General features: G+C 58.3%; 28 protein-coding genes. 17 read left to right on the top strand and 11 right to left on the bottom strand.

Going from position 1 to position 22,655, the window contains the following annotated elements; all coding sequences use genetic code 11:
- Positions 1 to 143 precede the first annotated feature (143 nt).
- The 5 genes from NKJ67_RS12085 to NKJ67_RS12065 all read left to right on the top strand — a co-directional run bounded on the left by NKJ67_RS12085 (position 144) and on the right by NKJ67_RS12065 (position 2,611).
- A complete protein-coding gene (locus NKJ67_RS12085; RefSeq protein ID WP_127331622.1) occupies positions 144 to 389 on the top strand; it encodes a hypothetical protein in 246 nt (81 codons plus the stop codon).
- A gap of 84 nt (positions 390 to 473) precedes the next feature.
- The gene (locus NKJ67_RS12080; RefSeq protein WP_352581443.1) at positions 474 to 965 is read left to right on the top strand and encodes a hypothetical protein; all 492 of its coding nucleotides are present in this window, start codon (positions 474 to 476) and stop codon (positions 963 to 965) included.
- A gap of 723 nt (positions 966 to 1,688) precedes the next feature.
- Positions 1,689 to 1,889 carry a hypothetical protein gene (locus NKJ67_RS12075; RefSeq protein ID WP_352581442.1) on the top strand — a complete coding sequence of 67 codons (201 nt, stop codon included), beginning with the start codon at positions 1,689 to 1,691 and terminating at the stop codon, positions 1,887 to 1,889.
- A gap of 9 nt (positions 1,890 to 1,898) precedes the next feature.
- On the top strand, positions 1,899 to 2,120 hold the full coding sequence (locus NKJ67_RS12070; protein WP_352581441.1) for a hypothetical protein: 222 nt from the start codon (positions 1,899 to 1,901) through the stop codon (positions 2,118 to 2,120).
- Between the two features lie 257 nt (positions 2,121 to 2,377).
- Positions 2,378 to 2,611 carry a hypothetical protein gene (locus tag NKJ67_RS12065; RefSeq protein ID WP_352581440.1) on the top strand — a complete coding sequence of 78 codons (234 nt, stop codon included), beginning with the start codon at positions 2,378 to 2,380 and terminating at the stop codon, positions 2,609 to 2,611.
- A gap of 121 nt (positions 2,612 to 2,732) precedes the next feature.
- Here NKJ67_RS12065 and NKJ67_RS12060 read toward each other — a convergent pair whose 3' ends face one another.
- A complete protein-coding gene (locus tag NKJ67_RS12060) occupies positions 2,733 to 4,124 on the bottom strand; it encodes a phospholipase D-like domain-containing protein (protein ID WP_352581439.1) in 1,392 nt (463 codons plus the stop codon).
- A complete protein-coding gene (locus NKJ67_RS12055; RefSeq protein WP_352581438.1) occupies positions 4,066 to 4,392 on the bottom strand; it encodes a low affinity iron permease family protein in 327 nt (108 codons plus the stop codon). Before NKJ67_RS12055 ends, NKJ67_RS12060 begins: the two co-directional genes overlap by 59 nt.
- Positions 4,393 to 5,203: 811 nt before the next feature.
- On the opposite strand from NKJ67_RS12055, the gene NKJ67_RS12050 reads away from it, so the two are divergent.
- The 3 genes from NKJ67_RS12050 to NKJ67_RS12040 all read left to right on the top strand — a co-directional run bounded on the left by NKJ67_RS12050 (position 5,204) and on the right by NKJ67_RS12040 (position 6,902).
- Positions 5,204 to 5,452: a hypothetical protein gene (locus NKJ67_RS12050; protein ID WP_352581437.1), complete on the top strand. Its 249-nt coding sequence runs from the start codon at positions 5,204 to 5,206 to the stop codon at positions 5,450 to 5,452.
- A gap of 110 nt (positions 5,453 to 5,562) precedes the next feature.
- The gene (locus tag NKJ67_RS12045; protein ID WP_127266470.1) at positions 5,563 to 5,847 is read left to right on the top strand and encodes a DUF6894 family protein; all 285 of its coding nucleotides are present in this window, start codon (positions 5,563 to 5,565) and stop codon (positions 5,845 to 5,847) included.
- A 98-nt stretch (positions 5,848 to 5,945) separates the two neighbouring features.
- Entirely contained in the window at positions 5,946 to 6,902 is a 957-nt protein-coding gene (locus NKJ67_RS12040) for an NAD(P)/FAD-dependent oxidoreductase (RefSeq protein ID WP_352581436.1), read from the top strand.
- Positions 6,903 to 7,698: 796 nt separating this feature from the next.
- Here the strand turns inward: NKJ67_RS12040 and NKJ67_RS12035 are convergent.
- The 3 genes from NKJ67_RS12035 to NKJ67_RS12025 form a co-directional block, all read right to left on the bottom strand.
- Positions 7,699 to 7,938: a hypothetical protein gene (locus NKJ67_RS12035; protein ID WP_164898455.1), complete on the bottom strand. Its 240-nt coding sequence runs from the start codon at positions 7,936 to 7,938 to the stop codon at positions 7,699 to 7,701.
- A 149-nt stretch (positions 7,939 to 8,087) separates the two neighbouring features.
- Positions 8,088 to 8,324: a DUF6894 family protein gene (locus NKJ67_RS12030; protein WP_352581435.1), complete on the bottom strand. Its 237-nt coding sequence runs from the start codon at positions 8,322 to 8,324 to the stop codon at positions 8,088 to 8,090.
- Between the two features lie 19 nt (positions 8,325 to 8,343).
- A complete protein-coding gene (locus tag NKJ67_RS12025) occupies positions 8,344 to 9,078 on the bottom strand; it encodes a Crp/Fnr family transcriptional regulator (protein ID WP_127331628.1) in 735 nt (244 codons plus the stop codon).
- A gap of 1,115 nt (positions 9,079 to 10,193) precedes the next feature.
- Here NKJ67_RS12025 and NKJ67_RS12020 point away from each other — a divergent pair.
- The 4 genes from NKJ67_RS12020 to ku all read left to right on the top strand — a co-directional run bounded on the left by NKJ67_RS12020 (position 10,194) and on the right by ku (position 12,759).
- Positions 10,194 to 10,499 (top strand): hypothetical protein, encoded by a 306-nt coding sequence (locus NKJ67_RS12020; protein ID WP_128289054.1) that lies wholly within the window; start codon positions 10,194 to 10,196, stop codon positions 10,497 to 10,499.
- A 339-nt stretch (positions 10,500 to 10,838) separates the two neighbouring features.
- Complete coding sequence (locus NKJ67_RS12015; RefSeq protein ID WP_127266475.1) at positions 10,839 to 11,012, top strand: hypothetical protein; 174 nt, start codon at positions 10,839 to 10,841, stop codon at positions 11,010 to 11,012.
- Positions 11,013 to 11,151: 139 nt separating this feature from the next.
- Complete coding sequence (locus NKJ67_RS12010) at positions 11,152 to 11,361, top strand: hypothetical protein (protein WP_127266476.1); 210 nt, start codon at positions 11,152 to 11,154, stop codon at positions 11,359 to 11,361.
- Between the two features lie 573 nt (positions 11,362 to 11,934).
- Entirely contained in the window at positions 11,935 to 12,759 is an 825-nt protein-coding gene (gene ku, locus NKJ67_RS12005) for a non-homologous end joining protein Ku (RefSeq protein WP_352581434.1), read from the top strand.
- A gap of 151 nt (positions 12,760 to 12,910) precedes the next feature.
- Here the strand turns inward: ku and NKJ67_RS12000 are convergent, their stop codons facing one another.
- Entirely contained in the window at positions 12,911 to 13,291 is a 381-nt protein-coding gene (locus NKJ67_RS12000; RefSeq protein WP_164895692.1) for a hypothetical protein, read from the bottom strand.
- A gap of 466 nt (positions 13,292 to 13,757) precedes the next feature.
- Here NKJ67_RS12000 and NKJ67_RS11995 point away from each other — a divergent pair, with 466 nt between their 5' ends.
- On the top strand, positions 13,758 to 14,924 hold the full coding sequence (locus NKJ67_RS11995) for a glycoside hydrolase family protein (protein ID WP_352581433.1): 1,167 nt from the start codon (positions 13,758 to 13,760) through the stop codon (positions 14,922 to 14,924).
- A gap of 74 nt (positions 14,925 to 14,998) precedes the next feature.
- Here the strand turns inward: NKJ67_RS11995 and glf are convergent, their stop codons facing one another.
- Both glf and NKJ67_RS11985 read right to left on the bottom strand, forming a co-directional pair.
- Entirely contained in the window at positions 14,999 to 16,141 is a 1,143-nt protein-coding gene (gene glf / locus NKJ67_RS11990; RefSeq protein WP_352581432.1) for a UDP-galactopyranose mutase, read from the bottom strand.
- A 2-nt stretch (positions 16,142 to 16,143) separates the two neighbouring features.
- Positions 16,144 to 17,316: a glycosyltransferase gene (locus NKJ67_RS11985; RefSeq protein WP_352581431.1), complete on the bottom strand. Its 1,173-nt coding sequence runs from the start codon at positions 17,314 to 17,316 to the stop codon at positions 16,144 to 16,146.
- Positions 17,317 to 17,672: 356 nt separating this feature from the next.
- Between NKJ67_RS11985 and NKJ67_RS11980 the strand changes: the two genes are divergently transcribed.
- From NKJ67_RS11980 to NKJ67_RS11965, 4 genes are all read left to right on the top strand, one after another.
- Entirely contained in the window at positions 17,673 to 18,590 is a 918-nt protein-coding gene (locus tag NKJ67_RS11980) for a glycoside hydrolase family protein (RefSeq protein WP_164748700.1), read from the top strand.
- Positions 18,591 to 19,135: 545 nt separating this feature from the next.
- Positions 19,136 to 19,744 carry a hypothetical protein gene (locus tag NKJ67_RS11975; protein ID WP_127266481.1) on the top strand — a complete coding sequence of 203 codons (609 nt, stop codon included), beginning with the start codon at positions 19,136 to 19,138 and terminating at the stop codon, positions 19,742 to 19,744.
- Positions 19,741 to 20,133: a phage holin family protein gene (locus tag NKJ67_RS11970; protein WP_127318951.1), complete on the top strand. Its 393-nt coding sequence runs from the start codon at positions 19,741 to 19,743 to the stop codon at positions 20,131 to 20,133. The genes NKJ67_RS11975 and NKJ67_RS11970 overlap by 4 nt, the downstream gene beginning before the upstream one ends.
- Positions 20,130 to 20,969, top strand: coding sequence for a hypothetical protein (locus NKJ67_RS11965; protein ID WP_352581430.1), 840 nt, complete (start codon positions 20,130 to 20,132; stop codon positions 20,967 to 20,969). Before NKJ67_RS11970 ends, NKJ67_RS11965 begins: the two co-directional genes overlap by 4 nt.
- Positions 20,970 to 21,047: 78 nt before the next feature.
- Here the strand turns inward: NKJ67_RS11965 and NKJ67_RS11960 are convergent, their stop codons facing one another.
- From NKJ67_RS11960 to NKJ67_RS11950, 3 genes are read right to left on the bottom strand one after another with little or no spacing between them, the layout of a single operon-like run.
- Positions 21,048 to 21,464 carry a c-type cytochrome gene (locus NKJ67_RS11960; RefSeq protein WP_352581429.1) on the bottom strand — a complete coding sequence of 139 codons (417 nt, stop codon included), beginning with the start codon at positions 21,462 to 21,464 and terminating at the stop codon, positions 21,048 to 21,050.
- A complete protein-coding gene (locus NKJ67_RS11955; protein ID WP_352581428.1) occupies positions 21,445 to 22,323 on the bottom strand; it encodes a cytochrome c oxidase assembly protein in 879 nt (292 codons plus the stop codon). Before NKJ67_RS11955 ends, NKJ67_RS11960 begins: the two co-directional genes overlap by 20 nt.
- Positions 22,320 to 22,646: a hypothetical protein gene (locus NKJ67_RS11950; RefSeq protein WP_352581427.1), complete on the bottom strand. Its 327-nt coding sequence runs from the start codon at positions 22,644 to 22,646 to the stop codon at positions 22,320 to 22,322. Before NKJ67_RS11950 ends, NKJ67_RS11955 begins: the two co-directional genes overlap by 4 nt.
- Between the last annotated feature and the right edge of the window lie 9 nt (positions 22,647 to 22,655).

Genomic DNA, 22,655 nt, shown 5'->3' with positions numbered 1-22,655 from the left:
CAGGCCCTGCGATGGCCGAGCATTCGAAAGACGCCAAGGCGCCCAGAGGCGGTCGTCAGCCTGGGGCTTATGTCAAGGATTAGACGGCCGAGCTGGGTTGAGTTTCGGCTGCCCGCTGCCCGCTGCAGTCGAAGGAGGTTCTTATGCAGATGATGGGAATTGTTGTCAGCCGAGACCAGGCTCCGATCGTGGAATTCCGCGGAGAGGGAGGCGAGTGTATTACAGTCACCCTGCAGGCCGGGCATACTCTTCCCGACGACCAACTCATTGCAAAGGCCAAGGCTATGATGATTCAGGTCGCTCAGTTCGGGATGGACCAGACCAACAGTGCAGCGATGTCTGACCGGTTGTCGGCCGATGAGGTGATACAATCCGGAATGTCGGGATAGAATAGCGGGAAGGCGAACAACCACCGCCGGGGCAGCCTTGCGCAACCGAGCGGGCAATAGTTCCATGCAGACCGATCGAAGAGCATGCGGATCGACGAGCGCTCGGTGGGCGTGAACTCATCCGGCGGCCTTGCTCCCGGTACGGAGCCAGCACTGCGCAGACGAATTTTCGGGATTATCAGCCAAGCCCACCATGAGCATATCCCCTTGCTGATTGGGAAAGTGACGGCATTGCGGAACTTCGGATCGCCGCCGCGCTTAATCCGGCGAAGGAGTGATCCGATGAACGCGACCAAAGAGTTTTTTGAAACCTGGCTGCAGGAGAATGTCGGCACTCTTGCTGGCAAAGAGGAAGTGAGCTTCGCCGTGCTGGTCCAGCAATTCGAGCAGGATGCCGAAGCGGCCGGTTATGGTCGCGAGGTGCGTGAGGACGAGCTCGGAAACATTGAAGATGCGATCGAGCAAGCGCTAAAGAACGCCCGAACTGGCGTGCATGGTGACGCCGATGGCGAACCCACCGACGTGGCAGCCCTCATGGATGCGCTGGAGGTCGAAGATGCCAAAAGCGGGCCGTAGGCCTTACCAGATTAGCTCTATTCGTTTGTCGAAGTTGCCGGGGTAGCCCTATGGAGCAGTTTCGCAAGGACATGGCCGCCTTGGCAGAGCCAGCTTTCTGGGTGACGATAGGTTTGCTTCTGGTCCCGTATGCGCTTGGAACGGTGCTGCTCGTTTGGACCTGCGGCTGTCTGTAAGTTTGCTACTGACACACCCGTAGCGGTTCAACGGCCCTAACGCCCGAATTCCCTACAATACCGAGCTGATGCGCTTGCGGGGGCCCTGTACTGCAGCAAAGTCTGAACGATCTCGTCGCGAGAAAAGTTCTCGTCGACACCAGGCTCCTTTGCTCCTGGTAACAATATCGCGCTGACAGCTTTTTGCGAGAGGGGGGAAGGCCGCCGTTCATGTTCAGGCGACCACGCTATCTGCGCTCTCATAGTTCCAGCTACGGCCCTCCAACACAATGCTCCGATCACGCGCCTGAGCATCCGCGCGTGCCCCTACATCGAAAATAGCCCTGCAGCTTGCGAGTTGCCTTGGAACACTTGTGTCATATCGAAGTTCGGCCTCGTAGGAGAACAAAGATGGCCATCACACAAGCTGCCAACGACAACCACCAGCCGGGCGAGAAACCGGAACATGCAACCGAAACCTCACTCAAAGCGGCGATAGACCAGTTTAGGGCGGGACGCAGGTGCAAAATGGCACTACGGGCGACAAGAATCGGGGCGAGGCACTGAGATGCCGCGGATCAATCATGACGGTCGCAACGAGAATACCACATCAGCTGCAGCAATCATTATCGACAAGGAACGTGCTGAGCGCGCCGCCAAGACGGCGCGGTTGAAGGAGGCTCGCCTCGCCCAAGCCATCACGCCCGGTCCCAGCCAACGCAAGCCGCGTGTCACCAAAAAGGTTCGCAGGATTTTTGTTGCTGGCTAGGAGGTGTCCGTGACTCGCAATCACGACAAGGAAAGATACGACCGCGCCAAACGTATCAGCCAAGAGATGCTGGACGCTGAACGAGCCGAACGCGCCGAGAAGACGGCGCGGCTGAGACAAGCAAGGCTTGCACAGCATCCGGTGAAGTCACCGCCGGCGCAGCCGCGAATGCATCGCAAACCCATCCCGGCTCTCAAAAAGAGAAGCCGTAAGGTGAGTGAATTCTTTTAGGCTCTCTCGCTCGCCTACAGCACCATGCAGGAACACCGTCGGGACTTAACAGGCCTGGCGGCAGGGGCTTTCACGACTTGCTCCAGCTCGATCCGTGCACATGCTGCCCTTTGTTGGTTCATCCCCCCTGCAGTTGGTGAATCCGGCGCCATGTTCGAACTTGCATAGGTTAATGACCTCTTCCCAGAAACGAGTCATGCATGGGCTTGCCGCCCAGCATCTGCGGCCTTGATTTAAGTCGAGTCAAAGGGGCGTACATGACCTACGACACCGCCAGTGATCAACCTATCTATCCTGAAGGGTTGAGATTGCTGGAATCGGTCCTAAAGAAGCTTTGCGGGGAAGCAGAGATTCAACTGATCTCTTACAACGCCGAGCAGATTGCGGCCGAGCTTATAAAATTATTCCAGAGTGGCATGAAAGACGAAACGGTTCTTCTTGTCATCATGCGGGCGCGGCTGCGAAAAAGGCCGGTCTTGGCGGTCGGCTAGTCTTTCTCACCGTCATTTCACGATCCACGGCGCAGCGTTCAAAGGCGACTTGCGAGCGTCTTAAGCGTACGATGCCGCGCGATCTCGCGGAGACTTCTGCATCTCTGCAAGCTCGCCATCGTCAGAGCTGCGAGCGTAGCCTGCTGGCAAAGTAGTCGGTGACCTTTTCGCTTAGTGGACGCGCTTGCCATTCTTCCAGACTGACTGGCCTTGATCGTTTCAGGTCCTCGTTGAAGATGTCTATTTGCGTTCGCGCGAATTCCATGCCGTAGACGTTCAGGGTGGCCTCGTCATTGAGGCGCAGGGAACGCTCATCCAAATTGGCCGAGCCAACGCTCACCCAGACCTCATCGACGATCAAGAGCTTCGGGTGGTACATTGTGGGTTGAAATTCAAAAATGCGCACACCGGCTTTGAGCAATTCGCCCCAGAAATAACGTGAACCCTTTCGCACTATGGGCACATCCGTCAGCCAATTGGGAACGATGACATCGACCGAGACGCCTCGCTTCCTTGCATCAAGAATCTGCTGCAGGGCTATGTCGTCGGGCACGAAGTAGGCCATGCCGATGCGCAGATGATCCTTGGCCGCGGCTATTGCTGCCAACATCATCAACTCCATGTTTTCCGAGCCGTTTGGCTGGGAAGAAAGTATCAACTGGGCGTCGATCTCACCAGCGGGCGCAACTGCAGGGTAGAACTTCCCGCCCTGCAATGTCTCGCCGGTCGTCTCAAGCCAGTTTTCCGCGAACGCCGCTTGGAATGCGGACACGGCGGGTCCTTCGATCCTGTAGTGCGTGTCGCGCCATTCATTTGAGTTCCGTGCATTCCCGCGCCAATTATCGGCAATGCCGACGCCGCCAGTGAATGCTATCCGGCCATCGACGATCAGCAGTTTGCGATGAGTTCGGTTGTTTACACGGTCCAACGTATACCAGCGTAAAGGCCGATAGCGTTCGAACCTCACACCGGCAGTGGTCATGATGTGGATCAAGTCCTCGTCGAAGGGAAGGCTGCCAACCCAGTCGACGTTCACACGGACTTCCACGCCTTCGCTGGCCTTCGCCGCCAATGCGATCGCGAACTCGTAGCCGATGGCTCCTGACCAATAAATATATGTCTCCATGTCGACGCTGGATCGAGCCGTCCCGATTGCTTGCAGCATAGACGGAAATATTTCGTCTCCGTTGATGAGAGTTTGGACCGCATTGGAATCGAACATCTGCCCTTGCGAATAGCTGCTCATCGTCTTGGAAAATTGGGGATCCGTAGCGTCGAAACGATGGGGAACGATTGATCGTAGAACGCGCGGCTCTGGAGTAAGATTTATGATCAACACCGTGAGCAGGCTGGCCATGGTGGCGATGGCCAGATAGATGAGCACCTTTCGCCAAAGCTCAATGCCGGAGGTCTTCTTGCGGGCGCCTGACGCGACGGAACCGAAAGGCTGCACGTCAATCGCCCCGCTGCTGGCGATGACGATGCTTTTCGATCTCCTCGGGCTCTTCATCATCGATCCGCGTGATGTTTGAAGCCGCGTGATCTGCCCGCAGAATCTCGTCAAGCTTGGCGTGGATCGCTTGAGTGTCGCGGTGCTCCGCGCGCTGGATGAACAGCGTCATCGCCCAAGTAAACAATGTTGCGGCTCCGTGCCAATCCAAGCTCTGTCGCTCGGAGATCATCCAAAGGATTGCGTAAGCCAACAAGACCAGGAATGCAGCGGGACGGGAGGTCAATGTGCCAATTGAGGTAAGCACGCTTGTGACCGGATGATTTGCCATTCCAAAGAACTCGCGGCAGTGCCCCTGGTTCCCACGAGGCATCATACCGCCCCGCCGTGATTCAACAAAAGGTACAGTTGAGCAGCGCGCGTTTTCCAGGTGTCCTGCATCGGCCTTCACATGCCATAGTCTCTCAGCGAGCACGGTCTCGATTTGGATAGTCTCGCAGCGGTGGGTTCAGCGATTCGCTCATGTCCGATACGTGGCGATTCGGATTCGGCCGCTTCGGCCCCCGCGGTTGCTGGCGAGAAAAAGCAAGCAGTCGCTTGGTAAGTTCCGCTGCGCGTTGTTCCCCATCAATCGCGCCGGTTACGAGTTGGTGGACGTTGTTATTGCTGTTTCTGAGCTTGCGCCGCACAAGGACCAAGCCGCCGATGATGACGGCTGGCATATTGTTGCGCGATGCTGTGGGTGAGCTGTCCGACACCATCTCCTGTGTCTGACGCGGGTGCTCTTCTGCTTTCGTTCGGCAACTTCGTCTATGTCACGTTGTTCAGCATGAGTGTCAGCAGCATGAACGATCGCGTGAGTTGCCCCCATTTTGCCCGCGGTTTGGTCGGACTAAATAATGCGGCCAGTCGCGAAGAGTTATAGGCGTTGGAGTATAGGGCTTCGCCGTCTACATCCTTGCGCGAAGATTTAAGCGACGAATGGGCCGTATGGCGATTTTCATGCATGAACACCGGCCGAGTGCATCATAGTTTAATGACAGTTGGTGGGCTGCCCCGCATAAAGCCGTGGTCAGCGGCTGTGTAACGGGTTTCGCTGCTTGGGAGCGACGATCGCACTCTCGCCCATTCGGAGGAGCCTGATGCTTAATCGAACCATCCGCATGAACACGGACGCTCTCTACCCCAGTGACCTGAACATCCTTCGCGCGGCATTTGACACGCTGTGTCAGGAATTTGCTATTTTGCCTGACACGGCGGCCGCCTATGCCGTGGCTAGAGAGCTGATCAGGCTATTCCAAACAGGAATGACCGAAGCGGCCACGCTGATGATGGCCGTGCGAGCACGTTGGCGGGACGATTGGGAGATGGCAGGCAGCAACGCTGCCTGACGGTAGATGGTGATGCGCACACCACCCGCTGCATCCTTTTCGACACCGCCGCGTTGACCATCAAACCTGCCAGAAATGGCCGATCCGCTGGCACGTGACTGGAGCAACCGATGCCGAAATTTCGCTTCGAGTTTATCGAAGGCATGTCGCAGCCAGCAATCTTTGCAGATATGGCTGATCGAGATGAGGCTATCAGAGAGGCCAAGCGCGCTGCCAAGGAGGCCATGCTCGACGGAATTGTCGATGGCGTGGATCCGACCAGTTGGGTGACGAAGGTTTATGATGAGGCAGGCTATCTCGTCGCTACTCTCGGATTCCAGGATCTGGTCGCCGCGCCCAAGGATACGGAAGAGCTCAAGGAAACAGAGGAGCCTGGCGTCTTGCGATCGGGTTGAAGCCTGATTTCTACGCTGTTGCCATCGAGTCAGATGTCCCGAAAACCGCCCTTTGAACATCGCACGAACCAAATCGTTCGCCGGTGATGCGCCCAACCATGCACAACAGCCACGTCAGCCGACCGACCGCCGAGACCGAAGATGTCCTGATCGTTGGAGGCGGGCCGGCGGGACTGACCGCCGCTCAATATCTTGCGCGTTTTCGCCATCGCGTGCTGGTGATCGATGCCGGCGATCCTCGTGCCGCCTTGATCCCAACGAGCCATAACTGTCCTGGCTTTCCCGAAGGGATAAGTGGAGCCGATATTCTGGATCGTCTTCGACGTCACGCCACCTTGTATGGAGCCACTCTGGTTGGAGGGCAGGTCCATTCCCTCGCCGCTGCCTATCGGGGGTTCGTCGCTGAGACCTCGATCGGCGCAATCCGGACACGCAAGGTGTTTGTGGCGACAGGGATCATGGATACGACACCCGTCATTCCGCGTCTACGCGAGGCAATTGCCGCAGGTGTCGTTCGACTCTGCCCCGTATGCGACGGGTATGAGGCGATCGACCAGAAGATTGCGGTCGTCGGGCACGACGAGAGAGCCTTTAAAGAGGCCATTTTCCTCAGTCGGTTTACATCGCTCATAACGATGCTTGGGAGCGACGCATCCGACTTTTCGCCCAGCACTCGTCGTGCGGCGAGGGCAAGAGGCATAGTCATCGGTGACGCTCTCGATACGCTCTGCCCGACAGCAGACGGTTGCGAGGCGATTTTGAAAGATGGGACGTCATCCCGCTTCGATGCCATTTATCTGGCACTGGGGTGCAAGGTACGTTCTCAACTCGCCGAGGCGGTAGGCGCAAGATGTTGTGAAGAGGGCTATGTCACAGTCGACGAGCATCAGCAGACTTCCATCCAAGGCATGTACGCCGTTGGTGACGTTGTCAAAGCGTTGAACCAGATAGCCGTCGCTTTTGGACAGGCTGCCATTGCCGCGTCGCATGCCCATAGAGAGCTTGAGAGCGCCGAGCGGACTGGATTTGCAGATCAGCCTTCTCAACGGACATGAAGACCACGCGGCTGATCGAGCTCCTGGCTGCCTTGATGGCGCGTGCCAACATCTCGACCCGGCCGACAAGGAGTTGCCGTAACTGGCCGAGAATGTCGATCCCGAAGGTCATGATACTCCCAGCGACAGTTTACAGCCGCGGAACATTCCCTCCGGTAAGAGGTTTGGCTGCAGGCCTACAATCCTCCCTCATTGTCTGGGCCTTGAGGCTGTCGAAGCAGCTTCGGCCCGTCTCGGCTTTGTCTGGGGCGGGCTTTCGTGGCTCTGGCAACTCGGCGCGACAAGCCATTCTTTCTGTCCAAGATCATAACTGCCATTTCTCAACTTTAAACGCACAGCCAAGGCCAGAAATTCCCGTCAAGGAAGAGGCTTTCCGGATATAGTTGAAGGAGATCACACGTAGACCGGTAAAAGGCCTTGCTGGCTCGGGGCCGGATGGGCCTTTTTGTTTAGTGTCCGAAAAACGCGCGGAACATTCTTTCTTATCCAGCGTTAGCGCGCGCCGGACGACCCGTTCTGCGATCTCTTGTTGGCCGGCGTCAGAGGCTGCAATCAAGCTTCAGCCCGCCTCGGCCCCTCTAGAGACGGTGACGCACGGGAGTTGAGATGCGATGCACAGAGACGCCTTCACCCCATCAGAACTTGCCCTGCTCAGTCGCGTCTTCGCACGCAGCAAAAGCAAAAACGAAACCGCAACCGAGAGGGAACGGCGCGCATCACGTATTCTGGCTTGCTACCAGGCGCGGATGAGGATGAGCTGGAACAGCTTTCTCGCCAACCGCTGGGACGGTGACGGCTAGTCTTCCTTCTTCAGAGCTTCCGCCTCGTCTTTGAGCTTCGGCCAATCGGCTCCATGCTTGCGAAGCAGCGTTCGGGCCTGCCTGGGGTCAATTTCCGTGACCTCGACAAGATGTTCGACCTCAAGCTCCTGGCCTTTCGCAACCCGGCTTGCATTCGCTTTTCTTTGCACGTCGACACCCACTGCTGAGACAACATGAACGAGCGCTGAGAATGCGCGTTCCAGAACTTCATACAAAAATACGCGACACCGATTAAAAATCGGTCGGATGGGCCATGTATGAGACGGGCCATGACCTGCTGCTGTGCCTTGCCGTTTTTTTCGATGTGGGGGAACCCGAGCTTGTTCGCCGGTCGGCAGCATTCTGACGCAGCAAGTCAGGCACGTTATCTCATCGACTTGATCTGAAGCGAGATGCTCAGCCTCAGAATCCTGTCGCCGTTTTCGTTCCGCACTTCAACAAATACTTGCTGCCCGTCCACCTCGGTAAGCACATCTCTCGTAAGATCGATAAGGCCCTCGAAGCCCGCGCGGCGCACCTCCTCCAGACCGGCACATTCGATGCCGATTTCGTCCTCGACGACCACGTCGTGATCGCCACTATCAAAGAAAAATCGCGCCATCCGAGAGCTTCCGTCACCACTAAGCTGCGGGGTTCCTTTGGTGCAGGTAGGTCGTGTCGAAATCACCTGCACGAGTGAGGCCGGGCCAATCAAGAACATGCACTCTTGACCCCGTCGTGGCGATGAGGCCCCTACGTCGAAGTTCCTGAAGCATTCGGTTGACGTGGACTGTAGACAAGCCCAATGCATCGCCAAGTGCTGCCTGGGTAATGGGAAGATCCGCGACGTGATCCTGGATGCGTCCAACCGAGCGCAAGCGAAAGATCAGTTCGCACAAGATGTGAGCCATGCGCGTATAGGCCTCGCGTCTTCCCACATTCGTTACCCATTCTCTGTAAATCGCTGCATCGATCAGCGTCGACCGCCAAAAAGCCGTCGCGATTCGAGGATGCTGTTCGCAAATGGCGCGAAGAGCGTCATGTCGCATGAAGCCCAGTCTGGCTGCTGTCAGGGTCGTAAAATTGCAATCCATGACCGACAGATGCAGTCCGTGCAGATCGGGAATATCTCCAGCCACAAAGAAGGATGTAATCTGCCGTTTGCCATCGCCGGTAAGTTTGGTTGAACCGAGCAGGCCATCCAAAACCACGAACGAATTGACAGGGCGGTCACCCTCACGCACCAGGTCGTAGTTGGCCAAAAAATCCTTCTCCTGAATCTGGATGCCTTTCAAAACCTCGATATCGCCCTCTCGGAGATCCGAGATGCTCTGGAGCTTGCGAATAAGTACATCCAAGGATGAGGTGGGTGACAAATTGGCTACCTAGCTGATGTTGATTATCGAACTTGCATTCGCTTCAAAAGTTCCGGGTAGCCGTAAAGAGGCGCCGGACTGATGGTCGGCAGTTGGGAACTCAAGACGCGAACGCACCCAGGACCTTGGCCGGGACCTCAATGCCCAGCGCCAGAGGGTTGAGGCCCCGTTCGGTTGCTCGCTTGGGGTGCGGCAACGCTCCCGACGTGAATATGCCGCACCCTTAAGGGAGCCGCCCGAGCCGCGCATTAACCTATGACATAGGCTGGGTTCGAATTTTTGACGTCACATCAGGGGCTCCAGCTCCGTTGAGCCCGCCAGAATTCCGCACAAGCCACAAGAAAGAAAGCGGCAGGCGAGAAGGGGGTGATAATCCCTTGGCCATCTCGCGTTTGGCTTGCGATTGACACGCACCCAAGCCGAGGCAACGCGGTATGTGATTATGCGGTAGCCGAAGGGAGATAGCGAATGAAGAAGACCTATCAGGAGGCTCATTTTGACAAGCGTGAGCGACTGTCGGCGGTGAGGGCTTCGCCCAGCTCATCGCCCCTCAGCTCGGGGCCGACTGACTAAAGGCGGCACTAATTGGTACTACAAAAGGAAGCTTGTTGGGGCCGGCCCTTCTCCAAGTTGCCTGTCTCTCAAGGCCCCTGCCTCCCGGTAGCGGGCTTTTGCATTGCTGGTTCCCCGGAAGAGCCGGGAAGTCCGCCACATTGCGTGGAACATGCCGTATCGCGGGGAACATTTTAGCAAACTGTAAATTCAACGGTCTTCTGGTAGGAGGCCAATGTGTCCCGGCGAAGCGTCGACAAAGACCGATTGGAGCGCGCAGACCGTGAGGCAAAGATTGCTAACGCGGCCGAAAGAGAGGCGCGAGATACAAAAACTGCGCGACTTCGAGAACAACGCCTTGCTTCCGAAGCCAAGGCTTCGCAATCATTCAAGAAAGGTCGATCCAAGGGCTAGGTCGCTTACCCGCTGACGCTCGCCCCGACGCGCGCAAGTGGTGCGGGCCCGTCCAAACGTGAGGTGCATGCGATTGCGAATTTTTTCTTGGAACCGTCTTTTCGCAGCGAAGTTCGGTACCGAAGGGACATTCCAATATGGAGTTGATCATGAAACAGGTTCTTTTGGCTTCAGCCATTATGGTACTGTCAACTGGCCTCGCTGTTGCGCAATCGACCACCACGACCACAGGCGGATCGTCGACCTCGACGACCCAGACAACGCCGAGCACTACGACCGATCAGGGAACGGATTCGACCACCACGAGTGGAACGAACTCTAACTCGAACTCCGCCAAGGACTGCGCTCCAGGTCAACAAACTGGCAGCGCCAAGCAGGCCGCGCCAGGTCAACAGGATACCGATGCTAACTCGGCTGCTCCTGGCCAGATGAAAAAGACCACGGAAGGCTGCTGACGTGTCTTGGAACTGTTGCCCTGTTCCAGATTGATGCAAAGGGGTCGACTCTCAGGGTGTAGCCGCTCTCGAACGCCCGTCGTGCTAGGTCGGCACGGCGGTCGATACCAGACCAAGGTCTTGTCGTTTCGCGGCGAGTCGCACGCGAGGTGTGCCGTGTTGGTTCACCCTAGGTGGCACCTGCTTTGCACCGCCCGCGACAGCAGGGGAAACCAACACCCCAGCGAGTCCCGTTATCCCAGGGACGGCCCGCCGCTGCCGCTAATGGGACGGCGGGCTTTTTTCTTATTCCATGAAACGAAAGGTCATTCCGTAAGTTGGCTTCCCAAGGAGGAACCAATGAAAAAGGATGGCGACGGCCGTGTGAAGAAGGGCAATGAGCAATTGCTTGCCCGACGTTTGTCTGAAGAAGTCGGCATTTCGGAGCCGGATGCGCGCGGTCTGATCAAGCTTATCGGCACGGATTGGAATTCGCTGCTTCGTGAAGCCCGTTTTTTGAAAGAGCGGCATTAGAATGCTCCTGCCTGTCGTGACTAAATTATTATTCAATCGACTCTCGCCAATATGAGCGTAGTCTACTCTCATCGGCGGTAGTTTCAGGGCACCGCCGGCTGTGAGCGAAGAACATGCTTCCGCCCCAACGGAGGAAGCCATGACCGCTCCCGCTACCATCGGCGTTGCAAATCCCGAAGAACTCGCCCTCCTACAGCAGGTGTTTCAGCGGGCCTGCAAAGAGCGTGCGCTAGCAGAAGGCAGCGTCGAGGCCGAGGCACTGAGCGCCCGTCTGATGTGGCTGTTCCAGCACTCCGGAGCCTACTTCGATGAAGCTACTTTCGAAGAGATGCTGCGGGGTGAAGGCTGATGAGCCGCGCACCTTATCTGGACCGCCTGGATGATCTTATTCGCCAGCACAAGGAGCTTTCTGCGCAAGGGGAGATCCTGCGGGCGGAATGTCGACTGAGTTGCTATGTCTTGGAGGAATCGGCCGATGGCCTACGGGGAATAGTTGGCAGGGCTTGGGACGCCAGAGTAGCACGGCTTCGCCGTGATACTATTCGGTCCGGAACGTGATTACCGTTGCAACTCGGGTATAAATAGCGCCATGTTCACAACAAGTCCTCCAGTCTTAATTGTAGCATTTCCCTTGTGCCGGTAGCGTATGCGTCAGGTCATTCGGCCCACGCTTGTGTCCAGTTAAGGTCGGCACGGTCACTCAACCCGAGCTTGGTCCGCTTGATCCTGCCGACTCCCTTACGCGAACGCTTTTTGTCGCACTGAGCCAGAGCTCCGATGCATTTGAAGCACCCTTAAGCACCTCGTGTGCTTGCGAAAGCGACGTCTGCTCCTGCGATCGGGTGGAAAGATGCCGGCGCACGTCGCGGAACAGAACCGTGTGCCTGACGTTGTGCCGAGATCGAGGTCTAGGAGAAACGGCATGGTTGCGCCACGCGCGGTGTGGAAGGGCTTTCTGAGGGTCGGTTCCGTGTCATGCGGGGTGAAGATAGTTGGTGCCACAAGTGAGGCATCCAAGATCCACTTCAAGATTTTGAACCGCAAGGACGGTTTACCCGTCAAAAGCGCCTATGTCGATGAAGAGACCGGCGATGTTGTCGAAGCCGAGGATCAGATCAAAGGGTATGAGGCGGACAAGGGTGATTTCATTCACGTCGAGCCGGACGAGATAAAGAAACTGAAACTGACGTCGCAGCATACACTTGACGTCGATTCCTTCGTTCCGGTTGCCGAGATCGACACACGTTTTCTGGAGAAACCATACTATTTGATCCCGGCAGACGGTGCCTCTCTGGAGGCCTTTGCCGTCCTGCGCGATGCGATGGCCAAGAAGCGCGTTGCGGCACGCTCCTGCGTCGTACTCTATCAGCGCGGGCGCGAAGTGTTGATACAGCCCCTTGGAAAAGGGATGTTGCTGACCGAGCTACGGACCCACAATGAGATGACATCGGAAGACACCGTCTTCAATGACGTGAAAAGCCCAAAGTATGATGCGGATCTGCTCGAAATCGCGGGGCTTCTCATCGACAAGAAGGTGACAAAGTTCGATCCTTCGAAATTCGAGGATACCTACGTGGATGCGCTGATTGCCATGATCGACGCCAAGCGCAAGGGCAAAAAACCCCCGAAACCGGCGCCGAAGCCCAAGGAGAACGTGGTCGACCTGGCCTCGGTTCTTCGAAAGAGCCTCGCCAAGGAAGGCATCGGCCAAGACCGGCCAAAGGCCAAGAGCCGCAAATCAGCATAGTCAAAGATAGCGATCACCATCGCTGCGGTGCTCAAAAGAACCAGTGCAATTGCAGTGCTAGGTTAGGCGGCGGAACTGGCTGTGGGCAAAGTCGATGCCGGCGCCGAAGCAATGCGCGATGAACTGGCGCAGGGCCAACGGCCGCTGATCTTCAGGCCGTGAGCCCAGCCTCACGCCTCAAACGTTGAAGCCGTTCACACGGCACTCGACGCCGTGCATGCTGCCCGTCGGAGGCGTGAGCCTTGACCGTGCCTTCATCTACAGTGACTGGCAAAGGTACGATCATCACAGCCGGAGGCATATCCCTCCATACAGCTTGCGGCTTGCTCGGGACTGCGACTGATTCATGCCGATCGTCGGTGCGTTGCGATGGCACTTGGTAGGTAGGGTCTGCCCGGATCACCGGCTCCAGATCGTGGGGGAAGTTCGGCGCATGGACGGGCAGTGCTTCGGCCGAGTTTTCGCCCTTTTGAGTGATGGCCGGAAGCATTTCAGCGATCTCGATCAGGATATCTTTGACCAGATGTCTCATCTGTGCGCCCGCCCGCTGCGGCCCATTGCTATGGCGATCAAACTTGTTGAGGCAACCAATGTTCCCGCTTGAAGCGAATGGCGGGCTTTACCGGGAAAGATCGGCGGAGCGGCTCATGCAATACTCCAGGCGACGTCGCTGCGATCCTCTCGCCTTGCATGATCGATGTCGGAAAGTCGAATTTGAACGTACTGTTCCCTGCCTTCGTCGGAGCGGTGGATGATCCGATGACGGCTGTGTGCCTCGCCCCCGACTTGCCTTGCGCAGCTTCTTCCCTGGCTGCTGTCTGCCCTCCGGTGGGTTCGATCGGGAACAAAGGCTCGACCATCCGGTTTGGAACCATCCCGTTAAGCACAGGACCAATGTGCAGCCTGGCGGATGAGAGACGGCTGCCGGATTGCTATGGCTGTTCCCGATCTGCATTCGGCAGCCGAGATTGAGCCCAAATGCCCTAAGGAGACTTCGCATGAGCGAAGCAGGACACAGCGCAGGCAATGAGGTGACTTCGATTGCGGGCACGTCGCCGTTCGCCAGTTTTTTCATGGCTGGCTTCGAGTGCTCGTCGCACCGGCGCAAGGACGGCGTTCGCCTCGATCTTATCCGCGCGACGTCGCATTATTTGCATGCCCTGGGCGACTACCGCGGTTGCGCCGAACTCGGTCTTCGTACCATCCGCGACGGTTTGCGCTGGCACCTCATCGAAACCGCTCCTGGAACCTATGACTGGTCAAGCTGGACGCCGATGGTCGAAGCAGCGCAATCGGCAGGTGTCCAGGTCATCTGGGACATCTTCCACTACGGATCTCCCGACCATGTTGATCAGGGGTCGATGCATTTCATCGATGCCTATGCCTCGTTCGCCGCGGAAGCTGTGAGGGTTCATCGTTCAATCGCCGGTACAGCGCCTCTGTTGTGCCCGATCAACGAAATTTCGTTTTTCGCCTGGGCTGTTGAGGTCGGCTATTTCCCGCGCGTCGGCCCGAAGAAGCGGGGATGGTTCAAGCGGCACCTCGTGAAAGCAGCAATAGCCGGCGTTCGCGCGATGCGGGAGGTCGATCCCGCTTGCAGATTTGTCTGGGCCGAGCCGCTTATCCACATCGCTCCTCGCGACCGGACCCGCACCGAACGGCGCCGGGCCGAAAATGCCCGTCAGGGACAGTTCGAAGCTTACGACATGCTGCTGGGCCGGGCCGAACCTGAGCTGGGTGGGAGCGAAGATGTCGTCGACGTCGTTGGCTTGAATTTTTATCCACACAATCAGTGGTACCTAAACGGGCCAACGATTCCGATGGGGCATCACGAGTACCGTGCCCTATCGGAGATGCTGATCGAAGTCGCGCATCGATATAGCAAGCCTATGTTCATCGCCGAGACCGGCTCCGAGGGGTCTGGCGGGCCGGCTTGGCTCCACTATGTCTGCGACGAGGTGCGTGCCGCAGAAAGCCTCACAGCCCCGATCGGAGGTATTTGCCTTTACCCGGTAACCGCCTATCCGGGCTGGGACAATTCGCGGCATGCGGAGGTGGGATTGTTTTCGGTCGTCCAGGCGGACGGCAGCCGACACGTCCGCAAGCCCGTCGCGGACGAATTGGCCCGCCAGCAAGCTTTGTTCGCGGCGAACCCGACGCGTTAAATACATGAGCTGCACGAAGGACTGCGCGAGCGCCTGTCGGCCCGCCGCCGATGCTCCCGGGTCCAGGTAGGGAGCTACAGCACCCCTTCGGCCAACGACGCCTCCCCCACGCCCGCCCATTCCGGGACGCTCTTTTGAATGCGTGCGAAGGTTGCCAGGGCCTGCCCGACCACCTGATCCATGTTGTAGTAGCGGTAGGTTGCAAGGCGGCCGACAAACCACACGTCGGGACAGGTTGCGGAGAGCGCTTCGTAGCGCTTGTAGAGCTCTTCGTTTTCGGCCCGCGGCACCGGATAGTACGGGTCCCCGATATCGGTGGGATATTCGTATGTCAGGCTGGTCCGCACGCTCCGTTGGCCGGTCAAATGTTTGTACTCGGTGATGCGGGTGTAATCTTCCGTCTGGGGGTAGTTGACGACGGCAACCGGCTGAAACTGCTCTTGGTCGAGGGTGACGTGCTCGAAACGGAGCGAACGATAAGGAAGACGCCCTAGCTGCCAGCCGAAATATTCGTCGATCGGGCCGGTATAGATCAGGCGGTTGAAGGGTATCTTGTCACGAATTTCGCGGAAGTCGGTCTGCAGCATGACCTTGATGTTCGGGTGATCGAGCATGCGCTCGAACATCCTCGTGTATCCGCCGGCAGGCATCTTCTGGAAGCTGTCGCTGAAATAGCGGTCATCGCGGTTGGTCCTGGTCGGCACTCGTGCCGTCACTGATTTGCTCAGCTGGTTCGGATCGACGCCCCATTGCTTCCTTGTATAACCACGGAAGAACTTCTCGTAGAGCTCGCGTCCCACGGTGCTGACGACAACATCCTCGGCCGTTCGCACGTCCTCTACCGTCTCGCGCCGCGATGCGAAGAACTCCTCCAACTGTGCGGAATTCAACTCGAGGCCATAAAGGCGGTTTATCGTGTCGAGATTGATCGGGATGGGAAGCAGGTTCCCGTCGACCGCCGCCAGAACCCTGTGCTCGTATGTGCGCCATTGGGTGAACTGCGAGAGGTAGTCCACGATCGACTGGCTGTTGGTGTGAAAAATATGAGGCCCGTAACGATGGATGAGGATGCCGGCTTCATTGTAGCAATCGTAGGCGTTGCCGCCGACATGGCTGCGGCGGTCGACCAGGAGAACGCTTTCATGTCGCTGGGAGGCTATCCTTTCAGCAAGCACGCTGCCGGCAAACCCCGCGCCGACGATCAGCCAATCGAACATGGCTATGCGCTCCTGCGAAGCGGTACGACCTTCTTGCGTCGGTAGGCGCCCTCAATGTGAGCGGCCATGGCCTTCCATGTTCTTTCCCACGACATGTCAGCCAGATAGGCATCGACCTGCGGCAGCAGCATCTCGCGCGGTCGCAAAAGCAGGGAGCGCAGCTTGCTGTCCAAGTCGTCAATGTCGGCGATCTCCACCAGCCCAGCAGCGCCGTAGCTGCGCACAACGTCAACGATTGCCGTCGAGATCACCGGCAGGCCCGCCGCCAGAAACTCTGGCGTCTTGGTTGGGCTGATGAACCGGGTCGCTTCGTTGAGCGCAAACGGCATCCACCCGGCATCCCAATGGCGCAGATAATCGGGCAGGTCGCAGTAGGCCTTCGCGCCCAACCAATGCAGATTGTCGGCCTTCGGCAGGATTGCAGGATCGATTTTGACAACGGGGCCGATCATGACGAAATGCACGTCCGGCATGGTCCGCGCCGCTAGCGCCACGAGGTCGACGTCCAGCCGCTCGTCGATGACGCCGAAATACCCCACCCTCGGGTGAGGAATGCCGGCCTGATCGATGGGGTCCTTTCCCGGCAGCCTTGCCTTATGAAAGTGTTTCACATCGATGCTGCTCGGAAAGGGGTAAATGGCCTGATGCAGGCGGCGCTTGGTCTCGAACAGGCTCAGGCCACCGGTGAAAACGAGATCGGCGCGGCGCAGAAGTTCCTTTTCCATCTTCGCCAGTTCGGGCGGCGCATTCTTGAAGGCGGAGAGTTCGTCCATGCAGTCGTAGACGCATATGTCTGGGTCAAGGAACTCCGTGAAGCGAAGAGCCATCGGCGTGTAGTACCAGGCGATCAGCCGGCTGTGCGGCATTGAAGCTATGATCCGCTGAACAAATCTCCGCTGGACGGCATCTGATTTCGCGGCCGACGCGCCGAGCGGAAGCACTGGTGTCACAATTAGAATGTTTGGCGACGCCTCGCTCGTCCGCATCAGCGGCTGTGGCAGTTCTTCAAAAACAGGCTCTTCAAAGTAGATCACTCTCTGCTTCATGGATGCAAGAGTGAGGATATGCTGCGGCCGTTGATGAACGAAATTCCATCGCAAATGGGAGAAGCAAACCAGTAGATTTTCCCTGCCAACGTGTTTACTGGCGGATACCCTGCCCAAGGCTGCTTCCATTGAGATGTTCCTTCTCGTAATCTTTGGTTTATGTTACGACTAACATTTGTTAATAGCGGGTCGAGGAGAAATAGACTTCGATGCCAGCTCCTAACTTTCCCGCGCGTGAGTTGTTCCAAGGTGAAGTGAAGTGCTCTCAGTCACCGCTCGGATGACGAATGCGACGACATTTCCGCGGAGCTGAGAACGGCCACCACGCGTCGCCGGGCTTTGAAAGCGTGAGCGACGGGGGAATGTCGGTGGAGAACTGACCTGCCGTATTTGCGTTTAAGTCTCTGGTTATAAAATGTGCAGGACATCAATTTGATTCGCCCGCATCACTGGCGAGTCCGTGCCAGGCGAATTCCGGGGCTGATATGAAGATCGACTTTTCAACCAATGTTTTTCCGCTGTTTCATCCGCAAAGCGTGGATGATCTCAAAGACCCTTGCCCCGTCTTTGATGGCAGCCTGTGGCACGTCTTCGGCTCGAGCGGCACGGTGACCAGCGAGACGTGGAGGATCCTGCATGCCACGGCGCCGGAACTTTATGGGCCGTGGACCGAGCATCAGTCGATCGAGCTTCCTATCAATGGGAGTGGTGTTGCGGCTCCGGGGGTCATTCACGAAAGTGGCGTCTTTCACATGTTCATCCAGACCGAGTTCATGAAGTCTGGTGGCCGCTGCGAGCATGCGGTTTCCAATGACGGGTTCCATTGGGTGGTTCTTAGCCCGGCAATCCTCGCCATCCCGGACACGGAGGAAGATGGCATTTACGATCCGCATCCCGCAGTTATTGGCGGCAAGCGCTACCTCGTCTATTCCGCCATGCCAAAATTCACCAGGGTGCCACAGCCCGACATCTATCTCGCGCGTAGCCAATCCGATTCATGGTTCGGCCCTTGGAAGCGGATCGGCAAGATCCTCGACCATAATGAAGTTCCTCACCACAACACGAGAGAGGATCCCGACTACGAATGGGGGATAGAGGGCGCACAACTGGTCGAATTGCCGGATGGCCGCGTGCTTCTCAATGCCACTTGCTTTCTCCCGAATGGCCTTCGGGGAAACCGGCAACGCGTGTTTTTTGCCATCGCCGATGATGTTGCTGGACCTTATGTGTCGATGGGACCGGTGCTGGAACCAGGCCAGCCGGGAGAGAACGGCCACTCGACCGTGATGATCGAAGGGGGCCAACTTTCGCTGTTTTACCAAAGCCGGGTCGCCACGACCGATCATCGGTGGCGCTACGGCTTGGCCAGATGCGACGTCGCCCTGTTTTCCAAGGTTGCATGATTTAGGTGTTGCTCGGACGGAACAATCCGTCGGAGCGCGTGCACACGACACCATGCAGCAGTCGCTCGCGGCGTTCGAAGACATGGGCGAACTGAATATCTCTGCTCCTTCCCGCAGGAGAATGAAACATCAGCACGTATTCTATGCCTTCATCCTCGCTTCGTTGAAGGCGTCCAACAGCGCAGGGACGTGCCGGGCGTCCAGAGCGAGCAGATGATCGACAGGCGGACAGCCGAATAGACAAAGGTCAGCCAAAGCCGAGGCAACCGGCGGCCTTCCGCTCGGCCCGTCCGCAGTCGGGAGCACAAGGTTTGTACTCGAGCCAGTGAACCTCCGCACGACGGGCAGCTCAGCTCATTCCTTGCGTGCCTGACGAGCTCCCCGTTTCAGCCTGATCATAAATGCTTCACCCAAGGGAACATCGCAGCTTCCACGAAGTTGGGAAGCCACGGAGGACGTGCACATGAACAGTGTCATCTATCTTATCGGCCTTATCGTTGTCGTGCTGGCGGTCCTCTCCTTCCTCGGTCTTCACTAGGTGGCCCATGCAGCATGAGAACGATCAGGGCGGACAGCCCACCGATTTCGACAAGGCGAAAAGCGACGTATCCGACAGGCTGCGCCAGGAACAAGAACGTGCCAGCGAGCTGCTTCACGACGCGCGTGACACGGTGACCCGTAAGGCTGGCGATTATGCATCTGAAGCCAGGGATGCGATTTCCGACAAGGCGGAGGAAGCTCAGCGCGACATCGGATCGAGTCTGGCGGCGCTGGGCGGCGCACTGCGCGCGGCCAGTGACCATCTGGCCAACAACGATGAAAGGAACGCATCGAAGTTCGCATTGGATGCCGCCGGTGGCTTGGAGCGGCTTTCATCGTCATTGAAACAGAAACCGTTCGGCCAGGTCCTGGAGGACGTGCAGTCCTTTGGCCGGCAAAATCCCGGTGTCCTGCTTGCCGGATCGGTATTGGCCGGATTGGCTCTCGGGCGGTTCATCAAGGCTTCTCCGCCGGCGGGTCCAGAATTCCAGGATGCTGCGGGAGACCTCAAATCACACACCGATCAGGCACAGGGTTGGTCCGTTGATCGTTCGCAGGATTCGGGCCTCGTCGGCGATGATGGGGCCACGCAGAACGCGGAGCAGGACAGATGAACACCCAGGACAATCCCAGCCTTACCGGACTGATCACCGACTTGGCCCAGAATGTCACCACTCTGGTGCAAACCGAGGCCAGGCTGTTTCGGGCGGAGCTCTCTGAAAAGCTTGCCAAAGCCGGAGCAGGTGCCGCGGAAGTACTGGGCGGCGCGATTTGCCTGCTCGCCGCGCTATTGGTGTTGCTGCAGGCACTCGTTATCGCACTGACGCGGGCAGGGCTAGGCGCGGGGTGGTCTTCCCTGCTGGTCGGTGTGGTCGTGGCGGTCCTCGGCGTCATCCTGCTGCGGACCGGGATGGCCAGCATGGCGCCTTCGGAACTTACCCCCGACCGGACCCAGGAACAGCTTAAGCGCGACGCGAGCGTGATCAAGGAACAGGTGAGATGAAAGAGAAATCCGCAGCCGAACTTGAACGCGAGGCCGAGGCAGCCCGCGCCCGGGTGATGGAGACCGCCGAATCCATTCGAGGCAAGATGACGCCCGGACAATTGCTGGATGAGTTCACCGGGCTGTTCTCGGGAGGGGAGAGCTCGGCCATGCTCAGCAATCTCAGAACGCAGGTCCGAGACAATCCTTTGCCGGTCACCATGGTGGGCGCAGGTCTGGCTTGGCTGATGTTCGGCAGCGGTACCTCAAACACCCCCCACGGTTCGGCTGGATACTCCATGCCTTCGGCGCCGGGACGACATGATGACGGGGAGCGTGGAGGCCTTGGCAGCACGCTTTCCGATGCCGCCACATCGCTGTCGTCGGCTGCTACCAGCGTCAGCGATACCGTTTCGAGCGCGGCAAGCAACGCCGCCGAGGGTTTGACGGGCAGCACGGCCACTGCAAGATCGGTGACCGGCGAGATGGCGGCGAAAACCACCCGCTCTGCCCAAGAACTGTTTGAGAACCAACCCTTGGCCGTAGCGGCCGCCGGTCTCGCCATCGGCGCCGCCATAGGTGCAATGCTGCCCCATACCGCAACGGAGGATGAGCAACTAGGCGCCTATGGCGACAAGCTTCGCGACACCGCCGAAACCATGCTCGACAGGGGTCTGGATGAAGCCAAGCAGGTCGCCGCCGACGCCTATGAGACCATCAAGCAGGAAGCTGGCCGGCAACATATGGAAGCAGGCACGATGGCCGATCAGCTCGGCGAGGTCGTGAAGTCCACAGCAGACAAAACCGAGCATGCCGTGCGTGAACGGATTTCCGATCCGTCTCAGCGTCAAACCTAGCTTGAATGATCCTGGATCAACGATAGTCGGTCTCTTCAGAAGGGCTGGCGTTGTTGTTCAAACGGTGAACCGCTCGAGTCATTTCAGAGCGTAGAGGTAAGCGGCGATATCGCGCGCCTGCTGCTCTGTAATCCGGGTCGACGGCATGGCGGTGTGCGGATTGATTTCCCTGGCCGATCGTATCCAGCGGATCAGGTTCTCTGGATTGTTGGCCAGCCCGCCGCCGATAAAGACGCGGTCAGCAAGACTGGCATCCAGGCGAGGACCGACCTGCCCTTGCGCGCCCGGCACGCCCGTAATCGTATGGCAGCCGGAACAGCCATTCGCAGTCATGATCGGCAAGGCCCTCGCAGTGTCACCGCCCGTGGCCGCCTCCGCCTCGTGGCGGACGCGCGCGGCCCAATCGGACCACCAGGTCATTCCGGCCACGGCCGCGACGAGCAGCACCAGCGCGGCGATGACGGCGGCAAGCAGTTTAGACAAGCTCGTACGCATGCGCCGCCTCCCTCCTTCCGCTCGCCTTGATCCACAACGCGGCCAGCAGCAGCGCTGCGCCGCCATATATCAATCCAGCCGGAACCCACATCACCAGTCCGGCAAGTTGCTGGTCCTCCAGGGGGCTCAAATTCCACAGTGCCGCTCCCACGGCGTTCTCCGGGTACCAGAGGCGTGGTGAGAGCAACAGGAGAACGCCGAGCAGCCCGGTATGCAGCGAGGTGACAAAGAGGTGCATCACTGCGCTCCCATAGGCATGCTGGCGGCCGGGACGCGGCAAGAGGACCCACCAGAACAGCAGCCCTGTTCCGAAGAAGCTCGCGTGCTGTGCATAGTGCAGTACGCCGCGTTCGAGCGCGGCCTCGAACAACACCGGAATGTGCCAAATCCATATAGCAATGCCGTGGATAATGGTCGCGCTGATCGGCCGCGTTGCGAAGGCCCAGACCACCCTCAGCCAATTGGCGTGTCCGGCAATTCCCAGGATGCGCCGGAACCGGATGGGTAGGCCCCACATCAAGGCCGCAGCCGGGCAGGCAGAGACCAACAGCGGCGCCGCCACGGCCATCAGCAGTTCATGCTCGATCATATGCGCCGCAAAGACCTGCTCGCCGAGCACATGAATCGGGCTGACCAATGCGGCTGTCAACACGCTCCATCCGGCCGTGAACAGCAGAGCCTGGCGCATCCGCAACGTCCTGCCGCGGCTGCTGCGCCGCCAAAGCCGGCCCGCTCCAACGACATATATCAGGGCAAGCACGGCGAGTGGCAGGGTGATGGGCAGCGCGAGCGTCCACCCGGCCCCGGGCGCGCCGGCGCCGTAGCAGATGGAAGTAGGGAACAGCGCGTCCAGGTTCATCGCAGGCACTCATCCAGGATCAGCGCCGCGCTGCCTTGCATCAGGATCACAAGCGCAAACAGCAACGCCGATAATATCCCGAGCTTGGCGACGAAGCGCTCTGTGCGGCGCGTACGCTCCGGCTTGAATGCGGCACCGCCTCGCCGCTTCGCGCGCCACGACAGCGCCCCGCCGAGCAGCGACAACAAGACGAGCAGCAGCGCCACGGGAAGCACGACCGGCACCTGACGGTTGCATTGCCAAGGCACCAGTGCATAATTCAGCTGTGTCGAGACCGCCCAGGCCAGCGGACCTGACAGAAGACCACCCCAAGACGTTCCCAACCGCAACGC

This window comes from Mesorhizobium sp. M0088, assembly GCF_040322895.1.
Taxonomy (GTDB): domain Bacteria; phylum Pseudomonadota; class Alphaproteobacteria; order Rhizobiales; family Rhizobiaceae; genus Mesorhizobium.
Note: the sequence above shows the minus strand (reverse complement) of the source record. Positions and strands in the feature narration are given on the sequence as shown.

Bases quoted from the DNA above. Each gene is read 5' to 3' on its own strand.
- NKJ67_RS12085 (WP_127331622.1), top strand. From the start codon at position 144: ATGCAGATGATGGGAATTGTTGTCAGCCGAGACCAGGCTCCGATCGTG.
- NKJ67_RS12080 (WP_352581443.1), top strand. From the start codon at position 474: ATGCGGATCGACGAGCGCTCGGTGGGCGTGAACTCATCCGGCGGCCTT.
- NKJ67_RS12075 (WP_352581442.1), top strand. From the start codon at position 1,689: ATGCCGCGGATCAATCATGACGGTCGCAACGAGAATACCACATCAGCT.
- NKJ67_RS12065 (WP_352581440.1), top strand. From the start codon at position 2,378: ATGACCTACGACACCGCCAGTGATCAACCTATCTATCCTGAAGGGTTG.
- NKJ67_RS12060 (WP_352581439.1), bottom strand. From the start codon at position 4,124: ATGATGAAGAGCCCGAGGAGATCGAAAAGCATCGTCATCGCCAGCAGC.
- NKJ67_RS12055 (WP_352581438.1), bottom strand. From the start codon at position 4,392: ATGGCAAATCATCCGGTCACAAGCGTGCTTACCTCAATTGGCACATTG.
- NKJ67_RS12050 (WP_352581437.1), top strand. From the start codon at position 5,204: ATGCTTAATCGAACCATCCGCATGAACACGGACGCTCTCTACCCCAGT.
- NKJ67_RS12045 (WP_127266470.1), top strand. From the start codon at position 5,563: ATGCCGAAATTTCGCTTCGAGTTTATCGAAGGCATGTCGCAGCCAGCA.
- NKJ67_RS12040 (WP_352581436.1), top strand. From the start codon at position 5,946: ATGCACAACAGCCACGTCAGCCGACCGACCGCCGAGACCGAAGATGTC.
- NKJ67_RS12030 (WP_352581435.1), bottom strand. From the start codon at position 8,324: ATGGCGCGATTTTTCTTTGATAGTGGCGATCACGACGTGGTCGTCGAG.
- NKJ67_RS12020 (WP_128289054.1), top strand. From the start codon at position 10,194: ATGAAACAGGTTCTTTTGGCTTCAGCCATTATGGTACTGTCAACTGGC.
- NKJ67_RS12015 (WP_127266475.1), top strand. From the start codon at position 10,839: ATGAAAAAGGATGGCGACGGCCGTGTGAAGAAGGGCAATGAGCAATTG.
- NKJ67_RS12010 (WP_127266476.1), top strand. From the start codon at position 11,152: ATGACCGCTCCCGCTACCATCGGCGTTGCAAATCCCGAAGAACTCGCC.
- ku (WP_352581434.1), top strand. From the start codon at position 11,935: ATGGTTGCGCCACGCGCGGTGTGGAAGGGCTTTCTGAGGGTCGGTTCC.
- NKJ67_RS12000 (WP_164895692.1), bottom strand. From the start codon at position 13,291: ATGAGACATCTGGTCAAAGATATCCTGATCGAGATCGCTGAAATGCTT.
- NKJ67_RS11995 (WP_352581433.1), top strand. From the start codon at position 13,758: ATGAGCGAAGCAGGACACAGCGCAGGCAATGAGGTGACTTCGATTGCG.
- glf (WP_352581432.1), bottom strand. From the start codon at position 16,141: ATGTTCGATTGGCTGATCGTCGGCGCGGGGTTTGCCGGCAGCGTGCTT.
- NKJ67_RS11985 (WP_352581431.1), bottom strand. From the start codon at position 17,316: ATGGAAGCAGCCTTGGGCAGGGTATCCGCCAGTAAACACGTTGGCAGG.
- NKJ67_RS11980 (WP_164748700.1), top strand. From the start codon at position 17,673: ATGAAGATCGACTTTTCAACCAATGTTTTTCCGCTGTTTCATCCGCAA.
- NKJ67_RS11975 (WP_127266481.1), top strand. From the start codon at position 19,136: ATGCAGCATGAGAACGATCAGGGCGGACAGCCCACCGATTTCGACAAG.
- NKJ67_RS11970 (WP_127318951.1), top strand. From the start codon at position 19,741: ATGAACACCCAGGACAATCCCAGCCTTACCGGACTGATCACCGACTTG.
- NKJ67_RS11965 (WP_352581430.1), top strand. From the start codon at position 20,130: ATGAAAGAGAAATCCGCAGCCGAACTTGAACGCGAGGCCGAGGCAGCC.
- NKJ67_RS11960 (WP_352581429.1), bottom strand. From the start codon at position 21,464: ATGCGTACGAGCTTGTCTAAACTGCTTGCCGCCGTCATCGCCGCGCTG.
- NKJ67_RS11955 (WP_352581428.1), bottom strand. From the start codon at position 22,323: ATGAACCTGGACGCGCTGTTCCCTACTTCCATCTGCTACGGCGCCGGC.